We start from the raw sequence: 20,278 nt of genomic DNA on the forward strand, positions 1-20,278 counted from the left end.
CGCGAACTGATCCAGAGCGGAACCTACGTCTCCGCGTTCAGATATTGAACACTTCTGTTGGTGTTCTTTGTTTGATTGTGATGAAGCCCGAGGTTGTGAGGTTGTGGTCTGTTATGTTTGATTGTGTTGAGTGATTGGGTGCGGGACGTAGAGGAGTCCGGCGTTGAAGAAGACCTCGACACGGCTGGCCGACGGTCGTGAGCTGATCTACTACGACCTGCGGGACGACGCCGTGCGCGACGCCGCCGACCGACGACCGCTGGACCGTACGGTCACGACCTCCGAGATCCGCCGTGACCTGCTGCTCGGCGACTCGGTCGCGGTCGCCTCCCACCGGCAGGGCCGCACCTACCATCCGCCGGCCGACGAGTGCCCCCTGTGCCCCACGCGGGGCGACCGGCTCAGCGAGATCCCGGACTCGTCGTACGACGTCGTCGTCTTCGAGAACCGTTTCCCCTCCCTCGCCGGCGACTCCGGCCGCTGCGAGGTCGTCTGCTTCACGTCCGACCACGACGCCTCCTTCGCGGACCTGACCGCCGAGCAGGCGCGCCTGGTGCTCGACGCGTGGACGGACCGCACGTCGGAGCTGTCGCACCTGCCCGCCGTCGAGCAGGTCTTCTGTTTCGAGAACCGCGGTGCCGAGATCGGTGTGACGCTGGGCCACCCGCACGGGCAGATCTACGCCTACCCCTTCACCACCCCGCGCACCGCGCTGATGCTCCGCTCGCTCGCCGCGCACAAAGAGGCCACCGGCGGCGAGAACCTCTTCGACGCCGTCGTGGAGCGGGAACTGACCGGGGAACGGGTCGTCCTTGAGGGTGAACACTGGGTCGCGTTCGTGCCGTACGCGGCGCACTGGCCGTACGAGGTCCACCTGTACCCGAAGCGGCGCGTCCCCGACCTGCTCGCGCTGGACGAGGCGGCACGCACAGAATTCCCCCAGGTCTATCTGGAACTCTTGAGGCGCTTCGACCGGATCTTCGGCACCGGTGAGCCTCCGACGCCGTACATCGCGGCCTGGCACCAGGCACCGTTCGGCGCGCTGGAGGAGTTCGACGGCGTGACGCGCGACGACTTCGCGCTCCACCTCGAGCTTTTCACCATCCGCCGCACTTCCGGCAAGCTGAAGTTTCTCGCGGGTTCCGAGTCCGGCATGAGCGTGTTCATCAACGATGTGCCGCCGGAGCGCGCGGCCGAGCGACTGCGAGAGGTAGCGAGTTCATGAAGTACCTGGTGACGGGTGGCGCGGGTTACGTCGGCAGTGTCGTGGCCCAGCACCTGCTGGAGGCCGGCCACGAGGTCACCGTCCTCGACAACCTCTCCACCGGCTTCCGCGAGGGCGTGCCGGCGGGCGCCGCGTTCATCGAGGGCGACATCCGCGACGCCGCCAAGTGGCTCGACCCCTCCTACGACGGAGTGCTGCACTTCGCCGCGTTCTCGCAGGTCGGCGAGTCGGTGGTGAAGCCGGAGAAGTACTGGGACAACAACGTCGCCGGCTCCATGGCGCTGCTCGGCGCGATGCGCGACACGGGCGTGCGCACGCTCGTCTTCTCCTCCACGGCGGCGACCTACGGCGAGCCGGAGCAGGTCCCGATCGAGGAGAGCGCGCCGACCCGGCCGACCAACCCCTACGGCGCCTCCAAGCTGGCCGTCGACCACATGATCACCAGCGAGGCGAACGCCCACGGCCTGGCGGCCGTGTCCCTGCGCTACTTCAACGTGGCCGGCGCCTACGGCGCCCAGGGGGAGCGCCACGACCCCGAGTCCCACCTCATCCCGCTGGTCCTCCAGGTCGCCCAGGGCCGCCGCGACGCGATCTCCGTCTACGGCGACGACTACCCCACCCCGGACGGCACCTGCGTGCGCGACTACATCCACGTCGCGGACCTCGCCGAGGCCCACCTGCTGGCCCTCGCGGCCGCCCGCCCCGGCGAGCACCTGATCTGCAACCTCGGCAACGGCAACGGCTTCTCCGTCCGCGAGGTCATCGAGACCGCCCGCGAGGTCACCGGCCACCCGATCCCCGAGGTGATCGCCCCGCGCCGGGGCGGCGACCCCGCGGTGCTGGTCGCCTCGGCGGACACCGCCCGCGAGAAACTGGGCTGGAACCCCTCCCGCGCGTCTCTCGCGGGCATCGTCGCGGACGCGTGGGAGTTCGCACAGGGCATCGAGCAGTCTGCAAGGGAGCACTAGTGGGGGCACAGCAGGTCGCGGAGCGCTTCACCGAGCTGTACGGCGCGGAGCCGGAGGGGGTGTGGGCGGCCCCGGGCCGGGTCAACCTGATCGGCGAGCACACCGACTACAACGACGGCTTCGTGATGCCGTTCGCGCTGCCGCACCAGGCGATCGCGGCGGTCTCCCGCCGCACCGACGGGATCCTGCGCCTGCACTCGTCGGACATCGAGGGCGGCGTGGTGGGACTGCCGCCGGACGCCCTGGAGCCCGGCCGCGACACGGACTGGACGGCGTACCCGGCGGGCGTGGTCTGGGCGCTGCGCGAGGCGGGCCACGCCGTGACCGGCGCGGACGTCCACCTGTCCTCGACGGTCCCGACGGGCGCGGGCCTGTCGTCGTCGGCGGCCCTGGAGGTGGTCATCGCGCTCGCGCTCGACGACCTGTACGGACTGGGCCTGCCCGGCTGGAAGCTCGCCCGGCTGTGCCAGCGCGCCGAGAACGTCTACGTCGGCGCGCCGACCGGCATCATGGACCAGACGGCGTCGGCCTGCTGCGAGCAGGGGCACGCGCTGTTCCTGGACACCCGTGACCTGTCCCAGCAGCAGATCCCCTTCGACCTCGCGGCCGAGGGCCTGCGCCTGCTCGTCGTGGACACCCGGGTCAAGCACGCCCACAGCGGCGGCGAGTACGGCAAGCGCCGCGCGGGCTGCGAGAAGGGCGCCGCCCTGCTCGGCGTCGACGCGCTGCGGGACATCCCGTACGCAGGCCTGGACGCGGCGCTGGCCCGGCTCGGCGACGAGGAGGAGGTACGCCGCCTGGTCCGGCACGTCGTGACGGAGGACGAGCGGGTCGAGCGGACGGTGGCCCTCCTGCGCGCCGGCGACACCCGCTCCATCGGCCCCGTCCTGACCGAGGGCCACGCCTCGCTGCGCGACGACTTCCGCGTCTCCTGCCCCGAACTGGACCTGGTGGTGGACACGGCCCTGTCCGCCGGCGCGCTCGGCGCCCGGATGACGGGGGGCGGCTTCGGCGGCTCGGCGATCGTCCTGGCGGAGGCCGCGGACGTCGACACCCTCACCAAGGCGGTCGAGGAGGCCTTCGCGGCGGCGGGCCGCACGGCCCCGCGTGTCTTCGAGGCGGTGCCGTCGGCGGGGGCGCGGCGGTTGGTCTGATCGTGCGCTACCGTCATCAGCCCCGCACGCGGGTGGGGGGGCTGACGCTCTTTCACGGGAGGCGCGGCGGATGCAGGCCGACGAGATACGGTCCCGCTTCGACGGCCGGGGTCAGGTCGAACTCCGGCTCGGCACGGGGCGCAGGGCACTGGCCGAGCGGATCGCGCACGCGCTCGGGTACCGGCTGGTCCTGGCCGAGCAGCTGCGCGGCCCGAGCGCTGTGCTGCTCGGCTACCGCGGCCCCGTCACCGTGCGGCTGCTCTTCCGGCGCGACGACGACCCGCGGGCCCGCCGCCGGGCGGAGCGGACCATCGAGCGGCTGCGGGCGGGTGGCCCGGTGCTGGCGGACGACGAGCCGCCGCCGCCCCCGCCGCCACCTCCCGCTCCGGCGCCGCCCCTGACGCCCCGGCCGCCGCAGCCCCGCCCGCTGCGCTCGCTGGAACCCCAGCCCCCGCCACCGGTGGGCGCGCCCCGGCCGCGGATCCCGCCCCGGCCGTCCTGTCCGCCCCCGCCCCCGCCTCCGCCTCCGCAGGGCCCCTCCCGTGCTCGAAGCCCGCGCTGACCCCCGTCAGACCAGCCGCTTCGTCAGCGTGTACTCCGTGATCCCCGGCGGATAGTCGGGGATCACGCCCACCACCTCGTAGCCCTGCTTCCGGTAGAACGCGGGGGCCTGGAAGTCCCAGGTCTCCAGGCGGGAGGCCGTGCAGCCGCGGCCGGCGGCGATGCGCTCGGCCTCGGCGAGCAGACGTGAGCCCAGTCCGGTGCCGCGGTGCACGGCGTCGACCCACAGGTAGGTGATGTGCAGCCAGGTCGCCCAGGTGTGGCCGACCAGGCCGCCGGCCAGCTCGCCCGAGGAGTCCAGCGCCCAGACGTGGAGGGGGACGTCGCGTTCGCCGGGGGTGCCGCGCAGGGCCGCCAGTACGGGGGACGCCGCCGTGTTGGTGTCCCGCAGCCGCGAGCGGAGCAGATCACGTCGGACTTTGTCGACTTCCGCCTCAATACGAAACATGCGGCACACCATAAACGCGCCAGACGGCCAGTTCTGTAAATCCCCTTCCGCAGCGTGCTCCCATCCGTACTCTGAGGAACAGCACCGGTGGGGGCCGGTGCCGATCAGGGGGCGAGACAGGCGGGTACGGCACCCGCGGTGGGGGTAGCAGTTTCCGCGACGGCGGCGGCCGTGCGGCGCGCGTCCTTCCCGTGGGGTGTCGTACCCGCGCGGTCGTCGTTCTCCCTTGCGGACCGGCTGCTGGCGGCCGGGCCCTTTTCCGGACCTTGGTTGTCCCCTGCTCCGCGCGGAGCCTGGGGAAGGGGGTTACGTGGTTCGTATCCGAGTCCTGGTCGTCGACGACCACCGCATCTTCGCCGAGTCGCTCGCCGCCGCCCTGGCCGCCGAGCCCGACGTCGACGTCTTCGCCGCCGGCAGCGGCCCCGCCGCGCTGCGCTGCCTGGAGCGGGCGGCCGGTGAGGGCCGCCGCTACGACGTCCTCCTCGTCGACGCCGACCTGGGCGGCAACGTCCCCGGCACCCGGCCCGCCGTGCCCGTGCAGGAGGGCGACGAGGAGGGGCTGGTCGACGGGATCTCGCTGGTCGCGGGCGTGCGCACCGCCCAGCCCGCGGTGCGGATCGTCGTGCTCGCCGAGAAGGACGATCCCCGGCGGGCGGCGCTCGCGCTGCAGGCCGGCGCCTCGGGCTGGGTCGCCAAGGACTGCTCGCTGTCCCGGCTGCTGACGGTGATCCGGGGCGTGCTGCGCGACGAGACCCATCTGCCGCCCGCCCTGCTCACGGGCGTACTGCGGGAACTGACCGCGGCCCGCCGGCACCGCAGCGAGAGCGAGCGGCTGGTGGAGTCGCTCACCCCGCGCGAGCGGGAGGTGCTGCGCTGCATGGTCGCGGGGCTGGGCAGGAAGGCCGTCGCCGAGCGGCTGTTCCTCTCCCCGCACACCGTGCGCACCCATATGCAGAACGTCCTCGGCAAACTCGGCGTCCACTCCACGCTGGCCGCCGTGGCACTCGCCCGCCGTGCCGGCGTCGGCCCGGCCGACCTAGCCGGGGATGTTGTCGAACGGGGCGGTCAGCTGGCGTAGCAGACCGGCCAGCTCCGCGCGCTGGGCGCGGGACAGCTCGCCGAGGATCGCCCGCTCCTGCTCCAGCAGGCCCGCGAGCGCCTGGTCCGCGCGGTCCCGGCCGGTGTCGGTCAGCCGCACCAGCACACCGCGCCGGTCGCTCGGGTCGGGCAGCCGCTCCACCAGGCCCTTCTTGGCCAGCCGGTCGATGCGGTTGGTCATCGTGCCCGAGGTGACGAGGGTCTGGGTCAGCAGCTGGCCGGGGGAGAGCTGGTACGGCGTGCCCGCGCGCCGGAGCGCGGTCAGCACATCGAACTCCCAGGGCTCCAGCTGGTGTTCGGCGAAGGCGAGCCTGCGCGCACGGTCCAGATGCCGGGCGAGCCGGCTCACCCGGCTGAGCACTTCCAGCGGCTCCACGTCGAGGTCCGGACGTTCCCGGCGCCACGCTGCGACCAGCCGATCGACCTCGTCCTCCATGGAGATCAGTGTAGTGGTTGTGTCGACATGAAGTCTCTTGAGATCGAGTCTCTTGACATCAAGATATAGTGCCGGGGAGAGTGACGGGTATGACGACTCCTTTCTGGGACCCCGGCCAGTACCTGCGGCACGCCGGTCACCGGGCCCGCCCCTTCACCGACCTCCTCGCCCGCGTCCCCGACCTGCCCGCACCGGCGCCCCGCATCGCCGACCTCGGCTGCGGCCCCGGCAACGTCACCGTCCTGCTCACCCAGCGCTGGCCCACCGCCCACGTCACCGGCTACGACAACTCGCCCGAGATGCTCGACGCGGCCCACACCGGCCACGAGGGACCGACGCCCGGCGGGGGCCACCTGGACTTCGCTCGCGCCGACGCCCGTACCTGGACGCCCGAGGAGCCCTGCGACCTGATCGTCTCCAACGCGACCCTCCAGTGGGTGCCGGGCCACGCCGAGCGCTTCGGCGACTGGATCACCGGCCTGCGCCCCGGCGGCGCCCTCGCCTTCCAGGTCCCCGACAACGTCGACGCGCCGCTGCACGCCCTGATGCGCGAACTCGCCGGCACCCCCCGCTGGAAGGGCCGCCTCGCCGGCGTCCTGCGCCGCACCGACTCCGTGCACACCCCCGGCGCCTATCTGGACCGCCTCGCCCGCCTCGGCTGCGCCGCCGACGTGTGGCAGACGACGTACTTCCACGTCCTCACCGGCGAGGACCCGGTCCTGGACTGGGTGAAGGGCACCGGACTGCGGCCCGCCCTGACCGCGCTCGCCGACGACCCCGAGGCCAGGGACGCGTTCCTCGGCGAGTACCGGGACCTGCTGCGGCAGGCCTACCCGAGCGCCCCGTACGGCACCGTCCTGCCCTTCCGCCGGCTGTTCGCCGTCGCCGTGAAGGAGGCCTGACGATGCTCCTCGCGGTCGATCACGTGCAGCTGGCCGCCCCGCCCGGATCGGAGGACGAGCTGCGCGCGTACTACGCCGGCGTCCTCGGGATGACGGAGATCCCCAAGCCGCCGGCGCTCGCGGCGCGCGGCGGCTGCTGGTTCCAGGCCGGGACGGTGCGGCTCCACCTGGGCGTCGAGGACGCCTTCCGTCCCGCGAAGAAGGCCCACCCGGGGCTGCGGGTCACCCGGATCGAGGCGTACGCGGCCCGGCTGAGCGCGAAGGGCGCCCCGGTGACCTGGGACGACAACCTCCCCGGCCACCTGCGCTTCTACTCCGAGGACCCGGTCGGCAACCGCCTGGAGTTCCTCCAGCCCCGGTAGCTGATCAGCGTCCACCGGGCGAACGTCACCGCGATCACGAGGGGGAGCAGCGGCGAGAGCGCGCGGCCCGCCTTGTTCCAGCCGCCCTGGTCCACCGGGACCCAGGTCCCCCAGGGCTCCTGGGCCACCCGCACCGGCATGGACACCGGATAGGAGGTGAAGCCGGTCGCCGTGATCCGGTGCGTCCTGCCGCCGGAGGCCGCCGGCCCCGTGCAGTCCCAGTCGCTGCCGGTGGAGCCGCCGCGCGACGTGGTGGACGGCCCGGTCGTCCAGCAGTGCGTCGGCCGCAGGGCCAGCGGATGCCCCATCAGCCCCAGGTGCCCCATCGCCGAGTCGGCCAGGTAGCCGGTGAGAGCGAACAGGCCCGCGGCGACGACACCGCACACGGCCGTCCCCCACGCCTGCTGCCGTCTCGTACGGACCCTGCGCTGCCAAGCCACCGCGTGATCGTACGCCGCGGCCCAGGCGCCTATGACTTGCGGTGCCCTATCAGCCGCGGCTTCTGCTCCAGCCCGTCCAGACCGTGCCACGCGAGGTTCACCAGATGCGCCGCGACCTCCGCCTTCTTCGGGCGGCGCACGTCCAGCCACCACTGACCCGTCAGGGCCACCATGCCGACCAGCGCCTGCGCGTACAGCGGCGCCAGCTTCGGATCGAAGCCCCGGGACTTGAACTCACGGCCCAGGATGTCCTCCACCTGGGTGGCGATGTCGGAGATCAGCGAGGCGAAGGAGCCCGTGGACTGCGGGATGGGGGAGTCGCGGACCAGGATGCGGAAGCCGTCCGTGTACTCCTCGATGTAGTCGAGCAGCGCAAACGCCGCCTGCTCGCACAGCTCCCGGGGATGGCCGGCCGTCAGCGAGCCGGTCACCATGTCCAGCAGCCGCCGCATCTCGCGGTCGACCACCACCGCGTACAGGCCCTCCTTGCCGCCGAAGTGCTCGTACACCACCGGTTTGGACACGCCGGCCTTGGCCGCGATCTCCTCCACCGAGGTGCCCTCGAAACCCTTCGTGGCGAAGAGGGTGCGACCGATCTCCAGCAGCTGCTGGCGGCGCTCGGCACCGGTCATACGGGTCCGCCGGGTCCGCCGCGGTTTGTCGTTGCTGGAGGTGCTGCTGGAGTCGGTCGCCACGGCGTCAATCATGCCGCCTTCGCGGTCTCCTTCCGGCGCCGGGAGCCGTCCTGGCCGGAGTTCCGGCGCGAATCGATACGTGAGCGTGACGGCCAGCGCACGTCGTACGCCCAGCCGAGCAGTTCGAACCAGCGGATGATCCGGGCCGAGGAGTCGATCTGGCCGCGCATCACCCCGTGCCGCGCCGAGGTCGGGTCGGCGTGGTGCAGGTTGTGCCAGGACTCACCGCAGGACAGCACCGCCAGCCACCACACGTTGCCCGAACGGTCCCGCGACTTGAACGGCCGCTTGCCCACCGCGTGGCAGATCGAGTTGATCGACCACGTCACATGGTGCAGCAGCGCCACCCGGACGAGTGACCCCCAGAAGAACGCGGTGAACGCGCCCCACCAGGACATCGTCACCAGTCCGCCGACCAGCGGCGGCGCCAGCAGGGACACGAGCGTCCACAGGACGAACTGGCGGGAGATCGCCCGCAGCGCCGGGTCCTTGATCAGATCCGGCGCGTACTTGTCCTGCGGCGTCTGCTCCTCGTCGAACATCCAGCCGATGTGCGCCCACCACAGGCCCTTCATCAGCGCCGGAAGCGTCTCCCCGAACCGCCACGGGGAGTGCGGGTCACCCTCCGCGTCGGAGAACTTGTGGTGCTTGCGGTGATCGGCCACCCAGCGCACCAGCGGGCCCTCGACCGCCAGCGAGCCCATGATCGCGAGCGCGATCCGCAGCGGCCGCTTCGCCTTGAACGAACCATGGGTGAAGTACCGGTGGAAACCGATCGTGATGCCATGGCAGCCCAGGTAGTAGAAGAACACCAGCAGGCCCAGATCGAGCCAGCTCACCCCCCAGCCCCAGGCCAGCGGCACAGCCGCCACGAGCGCCAGGAACGGCACGGTGATGAACAAAAGCAGCGTGATCTGCTCGATCGAACGCTTCTGCTCGCCACCCAGCGTGGCGGAGGGAGTGAGAGTGTCGTTGGCCTTACGGGCTTCTTCGATCACATCGGAACTTGAGGTCATGCGCGTCCCCTGTGGGGTCGAGTGTCGAGGCAGATGCCGGGCCGGGACCGGACGGGAGTGGACGGCACGTCCCTACGGTTCCGTAACCTACGGCTTCGTAAGTATGGCAGCGTGTCATGCGGCGGCAAGAGCCCCACGGCCAGCGCGTCCACATGGACACCTATCCTTGGACTCGGTCGGACAGCGCGGTCCGCTGAAGTTTCCTTCCCGGACACTCCGGCCCGTATGCGGCGCTCGCCGCCTGGTAGCCGGCCGGGTTCCCTCCCAGACGAGCTTCAACACTGCAAGGAGCCGCACCTGTGAGCAGTGCCGACGACCAGACCACCACGACCAGCAGCGAGCTGCGCGCCGACATCCGCCGGCTGGGTGATCTCCTGGGCGAGACACTCGTCCGGCAGGAGGGCCCCGAGCTCCTCGACCTGGTCGAGAAGGTCCGCCGCCTCACCCGCGAGGACGGCGAGGCCGCCGCCGAGCTGCTGCGCGGCACCGAACTGGAGACGGCGGCCAAGCTGGTGCGCGCCTTCTCCACGTACTTCCACCTCGCCAACGTCACCGAACAGGTGCACCGAGGCCGTGAACTGCGCACCCGGCGCGCCGCCGAGGGCGGCCTGCTGGCCCGCACCGCCGACCGGCTCAAGGACGCCGACCCCGAGCACCTCAGGCAGACCGTCCAGAACCTCAACGTCCGCCCGGTGTTCACGGCACACCCCACCGAGGCCGCGCGCCGCTCGGTCCTCAACAAGCTCCGGCGCATCGCCGCGCTCCTGGAGACCCCCGTCCAGGGCTCCGACCGGCGCCGCCTCGACGTCCGCCTGGCCGAGAACATCGACCTGGTGTGGCAGACCGACGAACTGCGCGTCGTCCGCCCCGAGCCCGCCGACGAGGCCCGCAACGCCATCTACTACCTCGACGAGCTGCACGCGGGCGCCGTCGGCGACGTCCTTGAGGACCTGACGGCGGAGCTGGAGCGGGTGGGCGTACGGCTGCCCGACGACACGCGGCCGCTGACGTTCGGCACCTGGATCGGCGGCGACCGCGACGGCAACCCCAACGTCACCCCCCAGGTCACCTGGGACGTCCTCATCCTCCAGCACGAACACGGCATCAACGACGCCCTGGAGATGATCGACGAGCTGCGCGGACTGCTCTCCAACTCCATCCGCTACACCGGCGCCACCGAAGAGCTCCTGGAGTCGCTGCGCGCGGACCTGGAACTGCTCCCCGAGATCAGCCCCCGCTACAAGCGCCTCAACGCCGAGGAGCCCTACCGGCTCAAGGCCACCTGCATCCGGCAGAAGCTGGAGAACACCAAGCAGCGCCTGGCCAAGGGCACCGCGCACGAAGAAGGCCGCGACTACCTCGGCACCAGCGAGCTGCTGAACGACCTGCGGATCATCCAGGCCTCGCTGCGCGAACACCGCGGCGGCCTGCTCGCCGACGGCCGCCTGGCCCGCACCATCCGCACCCTCGCCGCCTTCGGCCTCCAGCTCGCCACGATGGACGTCCGCGAACACGCCGACGCCCACCACCACGCCCTCGGTCAGCTCTTCGACCGCCTCGGCGAGGAGTCCTGGCGCTACGCCGACATGCCCCGCGAGTACCGCGCCAAGCTCCTCGCGAAGGAACTGCGCTCCCGAAGGCCGCTCGCCCCCAGCCCGGCGCCCGTCGACGCGGCCGGCGCCAAGACCCTCGGCGTCTTCCAGACCGTCAAGAAGGCCCTCGAGGTCTTCGGCCCCGAGGTCGTCGAGTCCTACATCATCTCCATGTGCCAGGGCGCCGACGACGTCTTCGCCGCCGCCGTCCTCGCCCGCGAGGCCGGCCTCGTCGACCTGCACGCCGGCTGGGCGAAGATCGGCATCGTCCCCCTCCTGGAGACCACCGACGAGCTGAAGGCCGCCGACACCATCCTGGAGGACATGCTCTCCGACCCGTCCTACCGGCGCCTGGTCGCGCTGCGCGGCGACGTCCAGGAGGTCATGCTCGGCTACTCCGACTCCTCCAAGTTCGGCGGCATCACCACCAGCCAGTGGGAGATCCACCGCGCCCAGCGCCGCCTGCGCGACGTCGCCCACCGCTACGGCGTCCGCCTGCGCCTCTTCCACGGCCGCGGCGGCACCGTCGGCCGCGGCGGCGGCCCCTCCCACGACGCCATCCTCGCCCAGCCCTGGGGCACCCTGGAGGGCGAGATCAAGGTCACCGAGCAGGGCGAGGTCATCTCCGACAAGTACCTCATCCCCTCCCTCGCCCGGGAGAACCTGGAACTGACCGTCGCGGCCACCCTGCAGGCCTCCGCCCTGCACACCGCCCCCCGTCAGTCCGACGAGGCCCTGGCCCGCTGGGACGCCGCCATGGACGTCGTCTCCGACGCCGCCCACGCCGCCTACCGCCGCCTGGTCGAGGACCCCGACCTGCCGACGTACTTCCTCGCCTCCACGCCCGTCGACCAGCTCGCCGAGCTGCACCTGGGCTCGCGGCCCTCCCGCCGCCCCGGCTCGGGCGTCTCGCTCGACGGTCTGCGCGCCATCCCGTGGGTGTTCGGCTGGACCCAGTCCCGGCAGATCGTGCCCGGCTGGTTCGGCGTCGGCTCCGGCCTCAAGGCGCTGCGGGAGACCGGTCTGGACACCGTGCTCGGCGAGATGCACGAACAGTGGCACTTCTTCCGCAACTTCATCTCCAACGTCGAGATGACCCTCGCGAAGACCGACCTGCGCATCGCCCAGCTCTACGTCGACACCCTCGTCCCCGACGAGCTCAGGCACGTCTTCGACACCATCAGGGCCGAACACGAGCTGACCGTCCGCGAGGTCCTGCGGATCACCGGCGAGCAGGAACTGCTGGACGCCCAGCCCGACCTGAAGCAGACCTTCGCCATCCGCGACGCCTACCTGGACCCCATCTCCTACCTCCAGGTCACCCTGCTCAAGCGCCAGCGTGACGCGGCAGCCGCGGGCACCGACCCCGACCCGCTGCTCTCCCGCGCCCTGCTCCTCACCGTCAACGGCGTGGCAGCCGGCCTGCGCAACACCGGCTGACCCGCTGACACACGGGTGCCCCCGAGGTCGTACGACCTCGGGGGCACCCGTGTGTACGGGGGGAGGCTCAGCCCCGCCGGGCCGTCCGGCGACGGGCCACCAGACAGCCGCCCACGGCGACCAGCGCCGCGGCGGCGGCCGACAGCAGACCCACCGGAGCGCCGTTGCCGGTCTCGGCGAGGCCACCGCCGGCCGACGGCGAGGAGGACGCAGCCGCGGCGGAGGGTGATCCGGACACGGACACACTCGGGGCCGCACCGGACGACGACGAAGCAGACGAAGCCGGCGACGCCGAAGAAGACGACGACGCCGGGGAAGACGACGACGGCGACGCCGAGCCGGCCGGCTTGCCGCCGCCCGCCCCGGAGCCCTTGCAGTCCGTCCAGAACACCTTGTGCTTGGCCGCGCCCTTCTCGCCCGCGAAGTTCCAGAACAGCTTGTAGTGCCCGTCGGGCAGCGAGAGGTCGTCCGTACGGCCGTGACCGTCCGAGTCCAGGGTGATCGCGCCGGACCGCACGGTCCCGCCCTTCGTCGGCGCCCACGCCTCGATGTGCCAGGCGACCCGCTGCCCGCCGTCGAAGCCGAAGGCGTCCAGGTAGAACGTGCACACGTGCGGTTCGTTGCGGCGCGCTTCCTCGCCGGTCCGGGCATCGTGGATCTTGACCGTGCCGTTGTCGCCGGGAGCGGTCGCGTGGGCGGCGGGGGCGCACAACAGCGCCGCCGAGACACCGGCGGTCAGCGCGCCGGCGCGGAAGAGGGTACGCATGGGCTGTCCATCTTCGAGTGGTGAACGGGGAAGATGTGGAGGGGGCGGTTCAGCTTCCGGTCCCGCCAGGCAGCCGGTCAATCACGAACAGGCAACACACAAGCCCCCCACAGACGTGAAGAACGCCCCGACCCCTCACAGGGTCACGAACGTCGCCGTCAGCAGCACGGCCCCCGCCCCCGCCAGCACCCACGCCGCCCGCGTCAGCCGCATCCCGCCCGCCACCACCACCGACGCCAGCAGCAGCGCCCCGCCGAACGGCACCCAGGCATACAGGATCCCCGCCGGACCCGAGCGCACCGCATCCGACGTACCCGGCCTCAGCACGACGTCGTACGTCCGCCCCGCGCGCACCGCCACCGACTTCCCGAGCTCCACACGCGCGCGTGCCCGCGCCCCCGCCGACGTCGGCGTGAACGGCCCCGTACAGACATCCCCCGCACACCGCGCCACCCGCACCGTGCCCGCCTCATGCCCCTTGGCCAGCATCACGTGCTGCGCGGTCCCCCAGGAACCCCACACCCCGGCGAACAGGATCAGCGCGGCGACCGCGCCCATCGCCGCGACCCGCCCGAACCGCAGAGCGGTCACGGAGGTCCGACGAGCAGAGGTGGCTGTGGCAGGCATGGCCGGGATCATTGGCCATACCGCTACGACCGGTCAACTCCGCAGCCGGACCGGCTACTGGTTGTACGCCGACTGAGCGCGCTCCAGACCCTCGGTGACCAGACACTCCACCGCATCCGCCGCACGGTCCACGAAGTAGTCCAGCTCCTTGCGCTCCGCCGACGAGAAGTCCTTCAGCACGAAGTCCGCCACCTGCATACGACCCGGAGGCCGGCCGATCCCGAACCGCACCCGGTGGTAGTCCGGCCCCATCGCCTTCGTCATCGACTTCAGACCGTTGTGCCCGTTGTCACCGCCGCCCAGCTTCAGCCGCAGCACCCCGTGGTCGATGTCCAGCTCGTCGTGCACGGCCACGATGTTCGCCACCGGCACCTTGTAGAAGTCCTTCAGCGCGTTCACCGGACCGCCGGACAGATTCATGTACGACATCGGCTTCGCCAGGATCACCCGCCGGTTCGCCGGCCCCGCCGGACCGATCCGCCCCTCCACCACCTGCGCCTGCGCCTTGCCCGCACGCTTGAACTTCCCCCCGATCCGCGCCGCGATCAGGTCCACCACCATGAACCCGACGTTGTGCCGGTTCATCGCGTACTCCGGCCCGGGATTCCCGAGCCCGACGATCAGCCAGGGATCAGTACTGGCGGGGGTGGTCACGTCCATCTCTCCTTGATACGCGCCAGCCGCTGCTCCCGGCGAGGGAAGCAGCGGCTGAACAGTTGACGACGACGGCGAGGATCAGGCCTCGGCCGCCTCCTCGCCCTCGGCGGCCTCGCCCTCGGTCTCCTCGGCCTGCGCGGCCAGGACCTGCAGGACGACCGCGTCCTCCTCGACGGCCAGCGTGGTGCCGTTCGGCAGCGCGATGTCCTTCGCGAGGATGGAGGCACCGGCCGCCAGACCCTCGACGGAGACCGTGACGGCCTCGGGGATGTGCGTGGCCTCGGCCTCGACCGGCAGCGCGTTCAGGACGTGCTCCAGCAGGTTGCCACCCGGGGCCAGCTCGCCCTCGGTGTGGACCGGGATCTCGACCGTGACCTTCTCGCCGCGCTTGACCAGCTGCAGGTCGACGTGCTCCAGGAAGCCCTTCAGCGGGTCGCGCTGCACGGCCTTCGGAATCGCCAGCTCGTTGGTCTTGCCGTCGATGTCCAGGGAGATCAGGACGTTCGGCGTACGCAGCGCCAGCAGCAGGTCGTGACCCGGGAAGGTCAGGTGCAGCGGGTCGGAGCCGTGGCCGTAGAGAACACCCGGAACCTTGTTGTCACGGCGGATGCGACGGGCGGCACCCTTGCCGAACTCGGTACGGGTCTCGGCGGTGAGCTTCACCTCGGACATATCGATCACTCCTCGTAGGAACTCGAACGGACGGGGTCACCCGGCCACGAACGGCCTGCTACGAAGAGCGCGTCGATAACGGACCGCCGTACGCACGCGTACGGCCTCCCTCGCCGAGCAACTGGAGCAGTCTACTCGGAGGGGGAGGCCGTACTCAAAAGGATCTTCCGTCACCGCGCGGAGCGCGGCTGCAGAAACCTCACTGCTCGTCGAAGAGGCTGGTCACAGACCCGTCCTCGAACACCTCACGCACCGCACTCGCGATCGTCGGAGCAATCGACAACACCGTGATCTTGTCCAGATCCCGGCCCAGCTCCGCCGGCGTCGGCAACGTGTTCGTGAACACGAACTCACTCACCCGCGAGTTCTTCAGCCGGTCCGCGGCCGGACCCGACAGCACACCGTGCGTCGCCGTCACGATGACGTCCTCCGCACCATGCGCGAACAGCGCGTCGGCAGCCGCACAGATCGTGCCACCCGTGTCGATCATGTCGTCGACCAGCACACACACGCGACCCTTGACCTCACCCACGACCTCGTGGACCGTCACCTGGTTCGCCACGTCCTTGTCACGCCGCTTGTGCACGATCGCCAGCGGCGCACCGAGCCGGTCACACCACCGGTCCGCCACCCGCACCCGACCCGCGTCCGGCGACACGACCGTCAGCTTGTTCCGGTCCACCTTCTCGCCCACGTAGTCCGCGAGCAGCGGAAGCGCGAACAGATGATCCACCGGACCGTCGAAGAAGCCCTGGATCTGGTCCGTGTGCAGATCCACGGTCAGGAGCCGGTCCGCACCCGCCGTCTTCATCAGGTCGGCGATCAGACGCGCCGAAATCGGTTCACGACCCCGGTGCTTCTTGTCCTGCCGCGCGTAACCGTAGAACGGCACGATCACCGTGATGGAGCGGGCCGACGCACGCTTCAGCGCGTCGATCATGATCAACTGCTCCATGATCCACTGGTTGATCGGAGCCGTGTGGCTCTGGATCACGAAGCAGTCCGCACCACGCGCCGACTCCTGGTAACGGACGTAGATCTCACCGTTCGCGAAGTCGAAGGCCTTCGTCGGGACGACCCCGACACCCAGCTGCTGGGCGACCTCCTCGGCAAGCTCGGGGTGGGCGCGGCCGGAGAAGAACATCAACTTCTTCTCGCCGGTCGTCTTGATCCCGGTCACAGCACTGTCTCCTCAGAGGTTGTCTCAGCCAGCCGGCTGCTCAGCGACCTCTCGGCTGGGCGTGAGAGGCCGAATCAGCTGGTAAGGGTGCGGGTGCACGCGTGCGGATGTGCACTTATCACGGTACGCCGACTTCGACGCACCCGTTTCCCGTCACTCCTCGCCCTCACCCGCCCGGGACGCCGCCTCGGCAGCCTTCGCCGCCGCACTCCCCGGACGCTTCCGCGCCACCCAACCCTCGATATTCCGCTGCTGACCACGGGCCACGGCCAGCGAACCGGGCGGCACATCCTTCGTGATCACAGACCCGGCGGCGGTGTACGCACCGTCCCCGACCGTGACAGGCGCCACAAACATGTTGTCCGAACCCGTCCGGCAATGCGACCCCACCGTCGTGTGGTGCTTCTCCTGACCGTCGTAGTTCACGAACACACTCGCCGCCCCGATGTTCGTGTACTCACCGATCGTCGCGTCACCGACGTACGACAGATGAGGCACCTTCGTACCCTCACCGATCTTGGCGTTCTTCGTCTCGACGTACGTCCCGATCTTGCCCTTCGCACCCAGACGCGTACCGGGCCGCAGATACGCGAACGGCCCCACACTCGCCCCCGCACCCACCACGGCACCCTCGGACACCGTGTTGTCCACCCGCGCCCCCGCACCGACCCGCGTGTCCCCCAGCCGGCTGTTCGGCCCCACCTCGGCACCCTCACCGAGATGCGTCGACCCGGTCAGCAACGTGTTCGGATGCACCACCGCGTCCCGCTCGAACGTCACCGTCACGTCCACCCACGTCGACGCCGGATCGACCACGGTCACCCCGGCCAGCATCGCCGCCGTCAGCAACCGGTCGTTCAGGATGCGACGGGCCTCCGCCAGCTGCACCCGGTTGTTGATCCCCGCGATCTCCCGGTGATCGGCGGCCAGACAGGCACCCACCCGGTGACCGGCCTCGCGGAGGATGCCCAGGACATCGGTCAGGTACTCCTCGCCCTGACTGTTGTCCGTACGGACCTTCTTCAACGCGTCCGCCAGCAACTGCCCGTCGAACGCGAACACCCCGCTGTTGATCTCCCGGATCGACCGCTGCGCGTCCGTCGCGTCCTTGTGCTCCACGATCGCCGTCACGGCGCCCGTCGCCTCGTCCCGCACGATCCGGCCGTACCCCGTGGCATCCGGCACCTCGGCCGTCAGCACGGTCACGGCGTTGCCGTCACCGGCGTGCGTCCCCGCCAGCTGCTTCAGCGTCTCGGCGGTCAGCAGCGGCGTGTCCCCGCACACGACCACCACGGTCCCGTCCACGGCCCCGCCCAGCTCCTCCAGGCCCATGCGCACGGCATGCCCGGTCCCGTTCTGCTCGGCCTGCACGGCCGTCCTGGTGGCCGGGTCGATCGCGGTCAGATGCGCGGCGACCTGCTCCCGGGCGTGACCCACGACGACGACCAGGCTGTGCGGGTCCAACTCGCGGGCGGCGGCCAGCACATGGCCCACGAGGGAACGGCCGCAGATCTCGTGCAGGACCTTCGGTGTGGCCGACTTCATACGGGTGCCCTCACCCGCTGCGAGAACGACGACGGCTGCCGGGCGGATGGCGCTCACGGGGTTGCCCTTCGGCTGTGGGTGATGGGGATGACAGCCGCAGGATACCGGGGCGTTCCTTGGGGGATATGAGAGCGGGCCCTGACGGTGGTGACACCGGTCAGGGCCCGAACCTGGGATGTGGGTGTTGTGGGCTCCCGGAGAAGGATTCGAACCCTCATTCAACGGACCAAAACCGTTTGTCCTGCCTTTAGACGATCCGGGATGATTGGCGCGCTATGTCCGAATTCGCTGATCGGCTTCGCGTGCGGCCTCTACTATGCCGCACCAAGAGCCTTCGATGCGACGGTACAAGTCCGCCCCTTTCAGGACTTTGATCACGAGACAGCCTCGGTAGTCCTCGCCGGTGTTCTTGCGGACGGTCTTCGGGTTGTGCTTCTTGATGGTGGTCTTGTTGAAGGAGGCCGGAGTGGCGCCGACGAAGTCTGCCCAGTAGCGCTCGGCCGCTCCGACGTCGGCCGTCTCGTGGATCATCACCGTGAACCGCAGGCGACCGCGCTCCACCCCCAGGAGGTCCAGCCAGGCCAGGAACACCTCGATCATGCCGGGGTCGCTGTTCACGAAGGCGACGTTTTCCCGGCGGTCGTACGGCTTGTCCTTGCCTCCCTCGGCCCAGTACAGGCCGACGCCCACCAGGAACAGCTCACGGGCCGTCAGGGCGCCGATCGCCCGCTTCGCCTCGTCTTTTGTGCGCCGTCGTTCCTCGTCGCGCAGGCGCGACCTCTCCTCCCACCCTTTGCGGGCGATCGCTGCCGCCTGTTCGGCGCTGCGCTTGCGCTCAGGTCTGGGCAGATCGCGTACCCACAGCGACACCGAACTCCGGGAGCAGCCCAGTTCCGCCTCGATCTGGTCGTAGGTCCAGCCCTGGAGGCGTAGCTCACGGGCCTTCGCTCGGAGGTCGTCCTTCGCGTTCGGGCGCTCGAAGTCGGTGTAGCGGCCGGGTGCGTGTGTCATACGCATACCGTCCGGGCGGAATGGCTCGTTCCGAGGTCGAACGAGAAGGGTTCACCAGTTCGAGTGATATCGGTGGATTTCGAGGTCGTTCGGTTACGGAGTGTGGTGTGTGGAGGTAGGCGAAAGTCCCCGGAAAAGGCGCACCGGTCGCCCGTAGGCTGGACGTATGACCATGACGGGGGAAGAGCACGCCAAGGGCCTGACCGGCCCGTGGTGGTGGGCCAGGTGGCGCAGTGCGGCGCTTGACGGGAGTCTCGCGCTGGTGTCGGCCGTGGAGTGCGGCGCGGAGGGGATTCCGTTCGCCCGGGACGCGGGGATCCCGGTGGTGGTGGGGATCGTTTTCGGGGTGATCTCCGGTTCGGTGCTGCTCGTGCGGCGGAAGTGGCCGATCGCCGTGGTGCTCGTGGCCATCGCGATCACGCCCGCGCAGATGGGGTTCCTGCTGGGTGTCGTCGGCCTGTACACGCTGGCCTCGTGTGAGCTGCCGCGCCGGATCATCGGTGCGCTGGCGGGGATGTCGCTGGTGGGGACGGCGGTGGTGACGTTCGTGCGGGTGCGGCAGGACATGGCGCGGGGTGACCTGACGCTGGGTGACTGGTTCGTGCCGTTCGCGGCGGTGACGACGGCGTTGGGGCTGACGGCTCCGCCGGTGTTGCTGGGGTTGTACGTGGGGGCTCGGCGGCGGTTGATGGAGAGCTTGCGGGAGCGGGCGGACAGTCTGGAGCGGGAGCTTCAGTTGCTCGCCGAGCGGGCGGAGGAGCGGGCCGAGTGGGCTCGGAACGAGGAGCGGACGCGGATCGCCCGTGAGATGCATGACGTGGTGGCGCACCGGGTGAGTTTGATGGTGGTGCATGCGGCGGCGTTGCAGGCGGTTGCGCGCAAGGATCCCGAGAAGGCCGTGAAGAACGCGTCGCTGGTGGGGGACATGGGGCGGCAGGCGTTGACGGAGTTGCGGGAGATGCTCGGGGTGTTGCGGGCCGGGGAGGACGTGGGCCGGCGGGCGCAGGGGGTGCCGTTGGCCGCGGTGCGGGAGGCGGCTGCGGCCGCGGCTTCTCGTGCGGTGGTGGAGGACGGGCCGTGTCTGTCGGAGCTGGAGGAGCTGGTCGGGCAGTCGGCGGCGGCGGGGATGGTCGTGGATCTGTCGGTGGAGGGGGAGGTGCGGTCGTATGCGGCGGAGATCGAGCAGACGGCGTTCCGGGTGGTGCAGGAGGCGTTGACGAACGTCCACAAGCATGCGGCGGGTGCGAAGACGCGTGTGCGGCTCGCGCATCGGGTGTCGGAGATCGCGATGCAGGTGGAGAACGGGCCGCCGCCGGAGCCGGGGTCGGCGTCGGCGGCGGGGTTGCCGTCGGGTGGGAACGGCCTCGTGGGGATGCGGGAGCGGGTGGTGGCGCTGGGTGGGGTGTTTGTGTCGGGGCCGACGGATGCCGGGGGTTTCCGGGTGTCGGCGGTGATTCCGGCGGTGTAGGCGCTTGGGGGTGGG

Annotated in this window: 21 protein-coding genes and 1 tRNA gene; 9 read left to right on the forward strand and 13 right to left on the reverse strand. The window is 70.7% G+C overall.

Features of this window, described 5'->3' with window-relative positions:
- The first annotated feature begins 163 nt into the window (after nucleotides 1-163).
- The 4 genes from galT to IO33_RS0127560 all read left to right on the forward strand — a co-directional run bounded on the left by galT (nucleotide 164) and on the right by IO33_RS0127560 (nucleotide 3,909).
- The gene (gene galT / locus IO33_RS0127545; RefSeq protein ID WP_031169748.1) at nucleotides 164-1,225 is read left to right on the forward strand and encodes a galactose-1-phosphate uridylyltransferase; all 1,062 of its coding nucleotides are present in this window, start codon (nucleotides 164-166) and stop codon (nucleotides 1,223-1,225) included.
- Nucleotides 1,222-2,193 (forward strand): UDP-glucose 4-epimerase GalE, encoded by a 972-nt coding sequence (gene galE / locus IO33_RS0127550; protein WP_031169750.1) that lies wholly within the window; start codon nucleotides 1,222-1,224, stop codon nucleotides 2,191-2,193. The genes galT and galE overlap by 4 nt, the downstream gene beginning before the upstream one ends.
- Nucleotides 2,193-3,347 carry a galactokinase gene (galK, locus tag IO33_RS0127555; protein ID WP_031169752.1) on the forward strand — a complete coding sequence of 385 codons (1,155 nt, stop codon included), beginning with the start codon at nucleotides 2,193-2,195 and terminating at the stop codon, nucleotides 3,345-3,347. Before galE ends, galK begins: the two co-directional genes overlap by 1 nt.
- 70 nt (nucleotides 3,348-3,417) lie before the next feature.
- Nucleotides 3,418-3,909: a hypothetical protein gene (locus tag IO33_RS0127560; RefSeq protein WP_051926989.1), complete on the forward strand. Its 492-nt coding sequence runs from the start codon at nucleotides 3,418-3,420 to the stop codon at nucleotides 3,907-3,909.
- Nucleotides 3,910-3,915: 6 nt separating this feature from the next.
- Here the strand turns inward: IO33_RS0127560 and IO33_RS0127565 are convergent, their stop codons facing one another.
- Nucleotides 3,916-4,368: a GNAT family N-acetyltransferase gene (locus IO33_RS0127565; RefSeq protein WP_031169757.1), complete on the reverse strand. Its 453-nt coding sequence runs from the start codon at nucleotides 4,366-4,368 to the stop codon at nucleotides 3,916-3,918.
- A 298-nt stretch (nucleotides 4,369-4,666) separates the two neighbouring features.
- Between IO33_RS0127565 and IO33_RS0127570 the strand changes: the two genes are divergently transcribed.
- A complete protein-coding gene (locus tag IO33_RS0127570; protein WP_031169759.1) occupies nucleotides 4,667-5,434 on the forward strand; it encodes a LuxR C-terminal-related transcriptional regulator in 768 nt (255 codons plus the stop codon).
- Here the strand turns inward: IO33_RS0127570 and tamR are convergent.
- The gene (gene tamR / locus IO33_RS0127575) at nucleotides 5,393-5,890 is read right to left on the reverse strand and encodes a MarR family transcriptional regulator TamR (protein WP_031169761.1); all 498 of its coding nucleotides are present in this window, start codon (nucleotides 5,888-5,890) and stop codon (nucleotides 5,393-5,395) included. The genes IO33_RS0127570 and tamR overlap by 42 nt on opposite strands.
- Before the next feature lie 89 nt (nucleotides 5,891-5,979).
- Between tamR and IO33_RS0127580 the strand changes: the two genes are divergently transcribed.
- Together IO33_RS0127580 and IO33_RS0127585 are read left to right on the forward strand one after the other, a co-directional pair.
- Nucleotides 5,980-6,792 carry a trans-aconitate 2-methyltransferase gene (locus tag IO33_RS0127580; RefSeq protein WP_031169763.1) on the forward strand — a complete coding sequence of 271 codons (813 nt, stop codon included), beginning with the start codon at nucleotides 5,980-5,982 and terminating at the stop codon, nucleotides 6,790-6,792.
- A 2-nt stretch (nucleotides 6,793-6,794) separates the two neighbouring features.
- Nucleotides 6,795-7,154, forward strand: a complete 360-nt coding sequence (locus IO33_RS0127585; RefSeq protein ID WP_031169765.1) for a VOC family protein — start codon at nucleotides 6,795-6,797, stop codon at nucleotides 7,152-7,154.
- Here the strand turns inward: IO33_RS0127585 and IO33_RS0127590 are convergent.
- Genes IO33_RS0127590 through IO33_RS0127600 form a run of 3 tightly spaced genes read right to left on the reverse strand, consistent with a single transcriptional unit; the run spans nucleotide 7,103 to nucleotide 9,305 of the window.
- Nucleotides 7,103-7,594 carry a hypothetical protein gene (locus tag IO33_RS0127590; protein WP_157857913.1) on the reverse strand — a complete coding sequence of 164 codons (492 nt, stop codon included), beginning with the start codon at nucleotides 7,592-7,594 and terminating at the stop codon, nucleotides 7,103-7,105. The genes IO33_RS0127585 and IO33_RS0127590 overlap by 52 nt on opposite strands.
- A gap of 29 nt (nucleotides 7,595-7,623) precedes the next feature.
- Nucleotides 7,624-8,301, reverse strand: a complete 678-nt coding sequence (locus IO33_RS0127595; RefSeq protein WP_031169769.1) for a TetR/AcrR family transcriptional regulator — start codon at nucleotides 8,299-8,301, stop codon at nucleotides 7,624-7,626.
- Nucleotides 8,298-9,305 (reverse strand): acyl-CoA desaturase, encoded by a 1,008-nt coding sequence (locus IO33_RS0127600; protein WP_031169771.1) that lies wholly within the window; start codon nucleotides 9,303-9,305, stop codon nucleotides 8,298-8,300. The genes IO33_RS0127595 and IO33_RS0127600 overlap by 4 nt, the downstream gene beginning before the upstream one ends.
- Nucleotides 9,306-9,604: 299 nt before the next feature.
- On the opposite strand from IO33_RS0127600, the gene ppc reads away from it, so the two are divergent.
- The gene (gene ppc, locus IO33_RS0127605; protein ID WP_031169772.1) at nucleotides 9,605-12,337 is read left to right on the forward strand and encodes a phosphoenolpyruvate carboxylase; all 2,733 of its coding nucleotides are present in this window, start codon (nucleotides 9,605-9,607) and stop codon (nucleotides 12,335-12,337) included.
- Between the two features lie 67 nt (nucleotides 12,338-12,404).
- On the opposite strand, the gene IO33_RS0127610 is transcribed toward ppc, so the two are convergent.
- The 8 genes from IO33_RS0127610 to IO33_RS0127645 form a co-directional block, all read right to left on the reverse strand.
- A complete protein-coding gene (locus IO33_RS0127610) occupies nucleotides 12,405-13,103 on the reverse strand; it encodes a hypothetical protein (protein WP_031169774.1) in 699 nt (232 codons plus the stop codon).
- 135 nt (nucleotides 13,104-13,238) lie between these two features.
- Complete coding sequence (locus IO33_RS0127615) at nucleotides 13,239-13,742, reverse strand: hypothetical protein (RefSeq protein WP_031169776.1); 504 nt, start codon at nucleotides 13,740-13,742, stop codon at nucleotides 13,239-13,241.
- A gap of 42 nt (nucleotides 13,743-13,784) precedes the next feature.
- Nucleotides 13,785-14,390, reverse strand: coding sequence for an aminoacyl-tRNA hydrolase (gene pth, locus IO33_RS0127620; protein ID WP_031169778.1), 606 nt, complete (start codon nucleotides 14,388-14,390; stop codon nucleotides 13,785-13,787).
- A gap of 75 nt (nucleotides 14,391-14,465) precedes the next feature.
- Nucleotides 14,466-15,059, reverse strand: coding sequence for a 50S ribosomal protein L25/general stress protein Ctc (locus IO33_RS0127625; protein WP_031169780.1), 594 nt, complete (start codon nucleotides 15,057-15,059; stop codon nucleotides 14,466-14,468).
- A gap of 199 nt (nucleotides 15,060-15,258) precedes the next feature.
- Entirely contained in the window at nucleotides 15,259-16,239 is a 981-nt protein-coding gene (locus IO33_RS0127630; protein ID WP_031169782.1) for a ribose-phosphate diphosphokinase, read from the reverse strand.
- A 153-nt stretch (nucleotides 16,240-16,392) separates the two neighbouring features.
- Nucleotides 16,393-17,841: a bifunctional UDP-N-acetylglucosamine diphosphorylase/glucosamine-1-phosphate N-acetyltransferase GlmU gene (gene glmU, locus IO33_RS0127635; protein ID WP_031169784.1), complete on the reverse strand. Its 1,449-nt coding sequence runs from the start codon at nucleotides 17,839-17,841 to the stop codon at nucleotides 16,393-16,395.
- 134 nt (nucleotides 17,842-17,975) lie between these two features.
- Nucleotides 17,976-18,046 (reverse strand) — tRNA-Gln (locus IO33_RS0127640).
- A gap of 11 nt (nucleotides 18,047-18,057) precedes the next feature.
- The gene (locus IO33_RS0127645) at nucleotides 18,058-18,801 is read right to left on the reverse strand and encodes a helix-turn-helix domain-containing protein (RefSeq protein ID WP_425347979.1); all 744 of its coding nucleotides are present in this window, start codon (nucleotides 18,799-18,801) and stop codon (nucleotides 18,058-18,060) included.
- Nucleotides 18,802-18,961: 160 nt separating this feature from the next.
- On the opposite strand from IO33_RS0127645, the gene IO33_RS0127650 reads away from it, so the two are divergent.
- A complete protein-coding gene (locus IO33_RS0127650; RefSeq protein WP_031169788.1) occupies nucleotides 18,962-20,263 on the forward strand; it encodes a sensor histidine kinase in 1,302 nt (433 codons plus the stop codon).
- Nucleotides 20,264-20,278 lie beyond the last annotated feature (15 nt).

The sequence above is a fragment of the Streptomyces durhamensis genome (assembly GCF_000725475.1).
GTDB classification, from domain to species: domain Bacteria; phylum Actinomycetota; class Actinomycetes; order Streptomycetales; family Streptomycetaceae; genus Streptomyces; species Streptomyces filipinensis.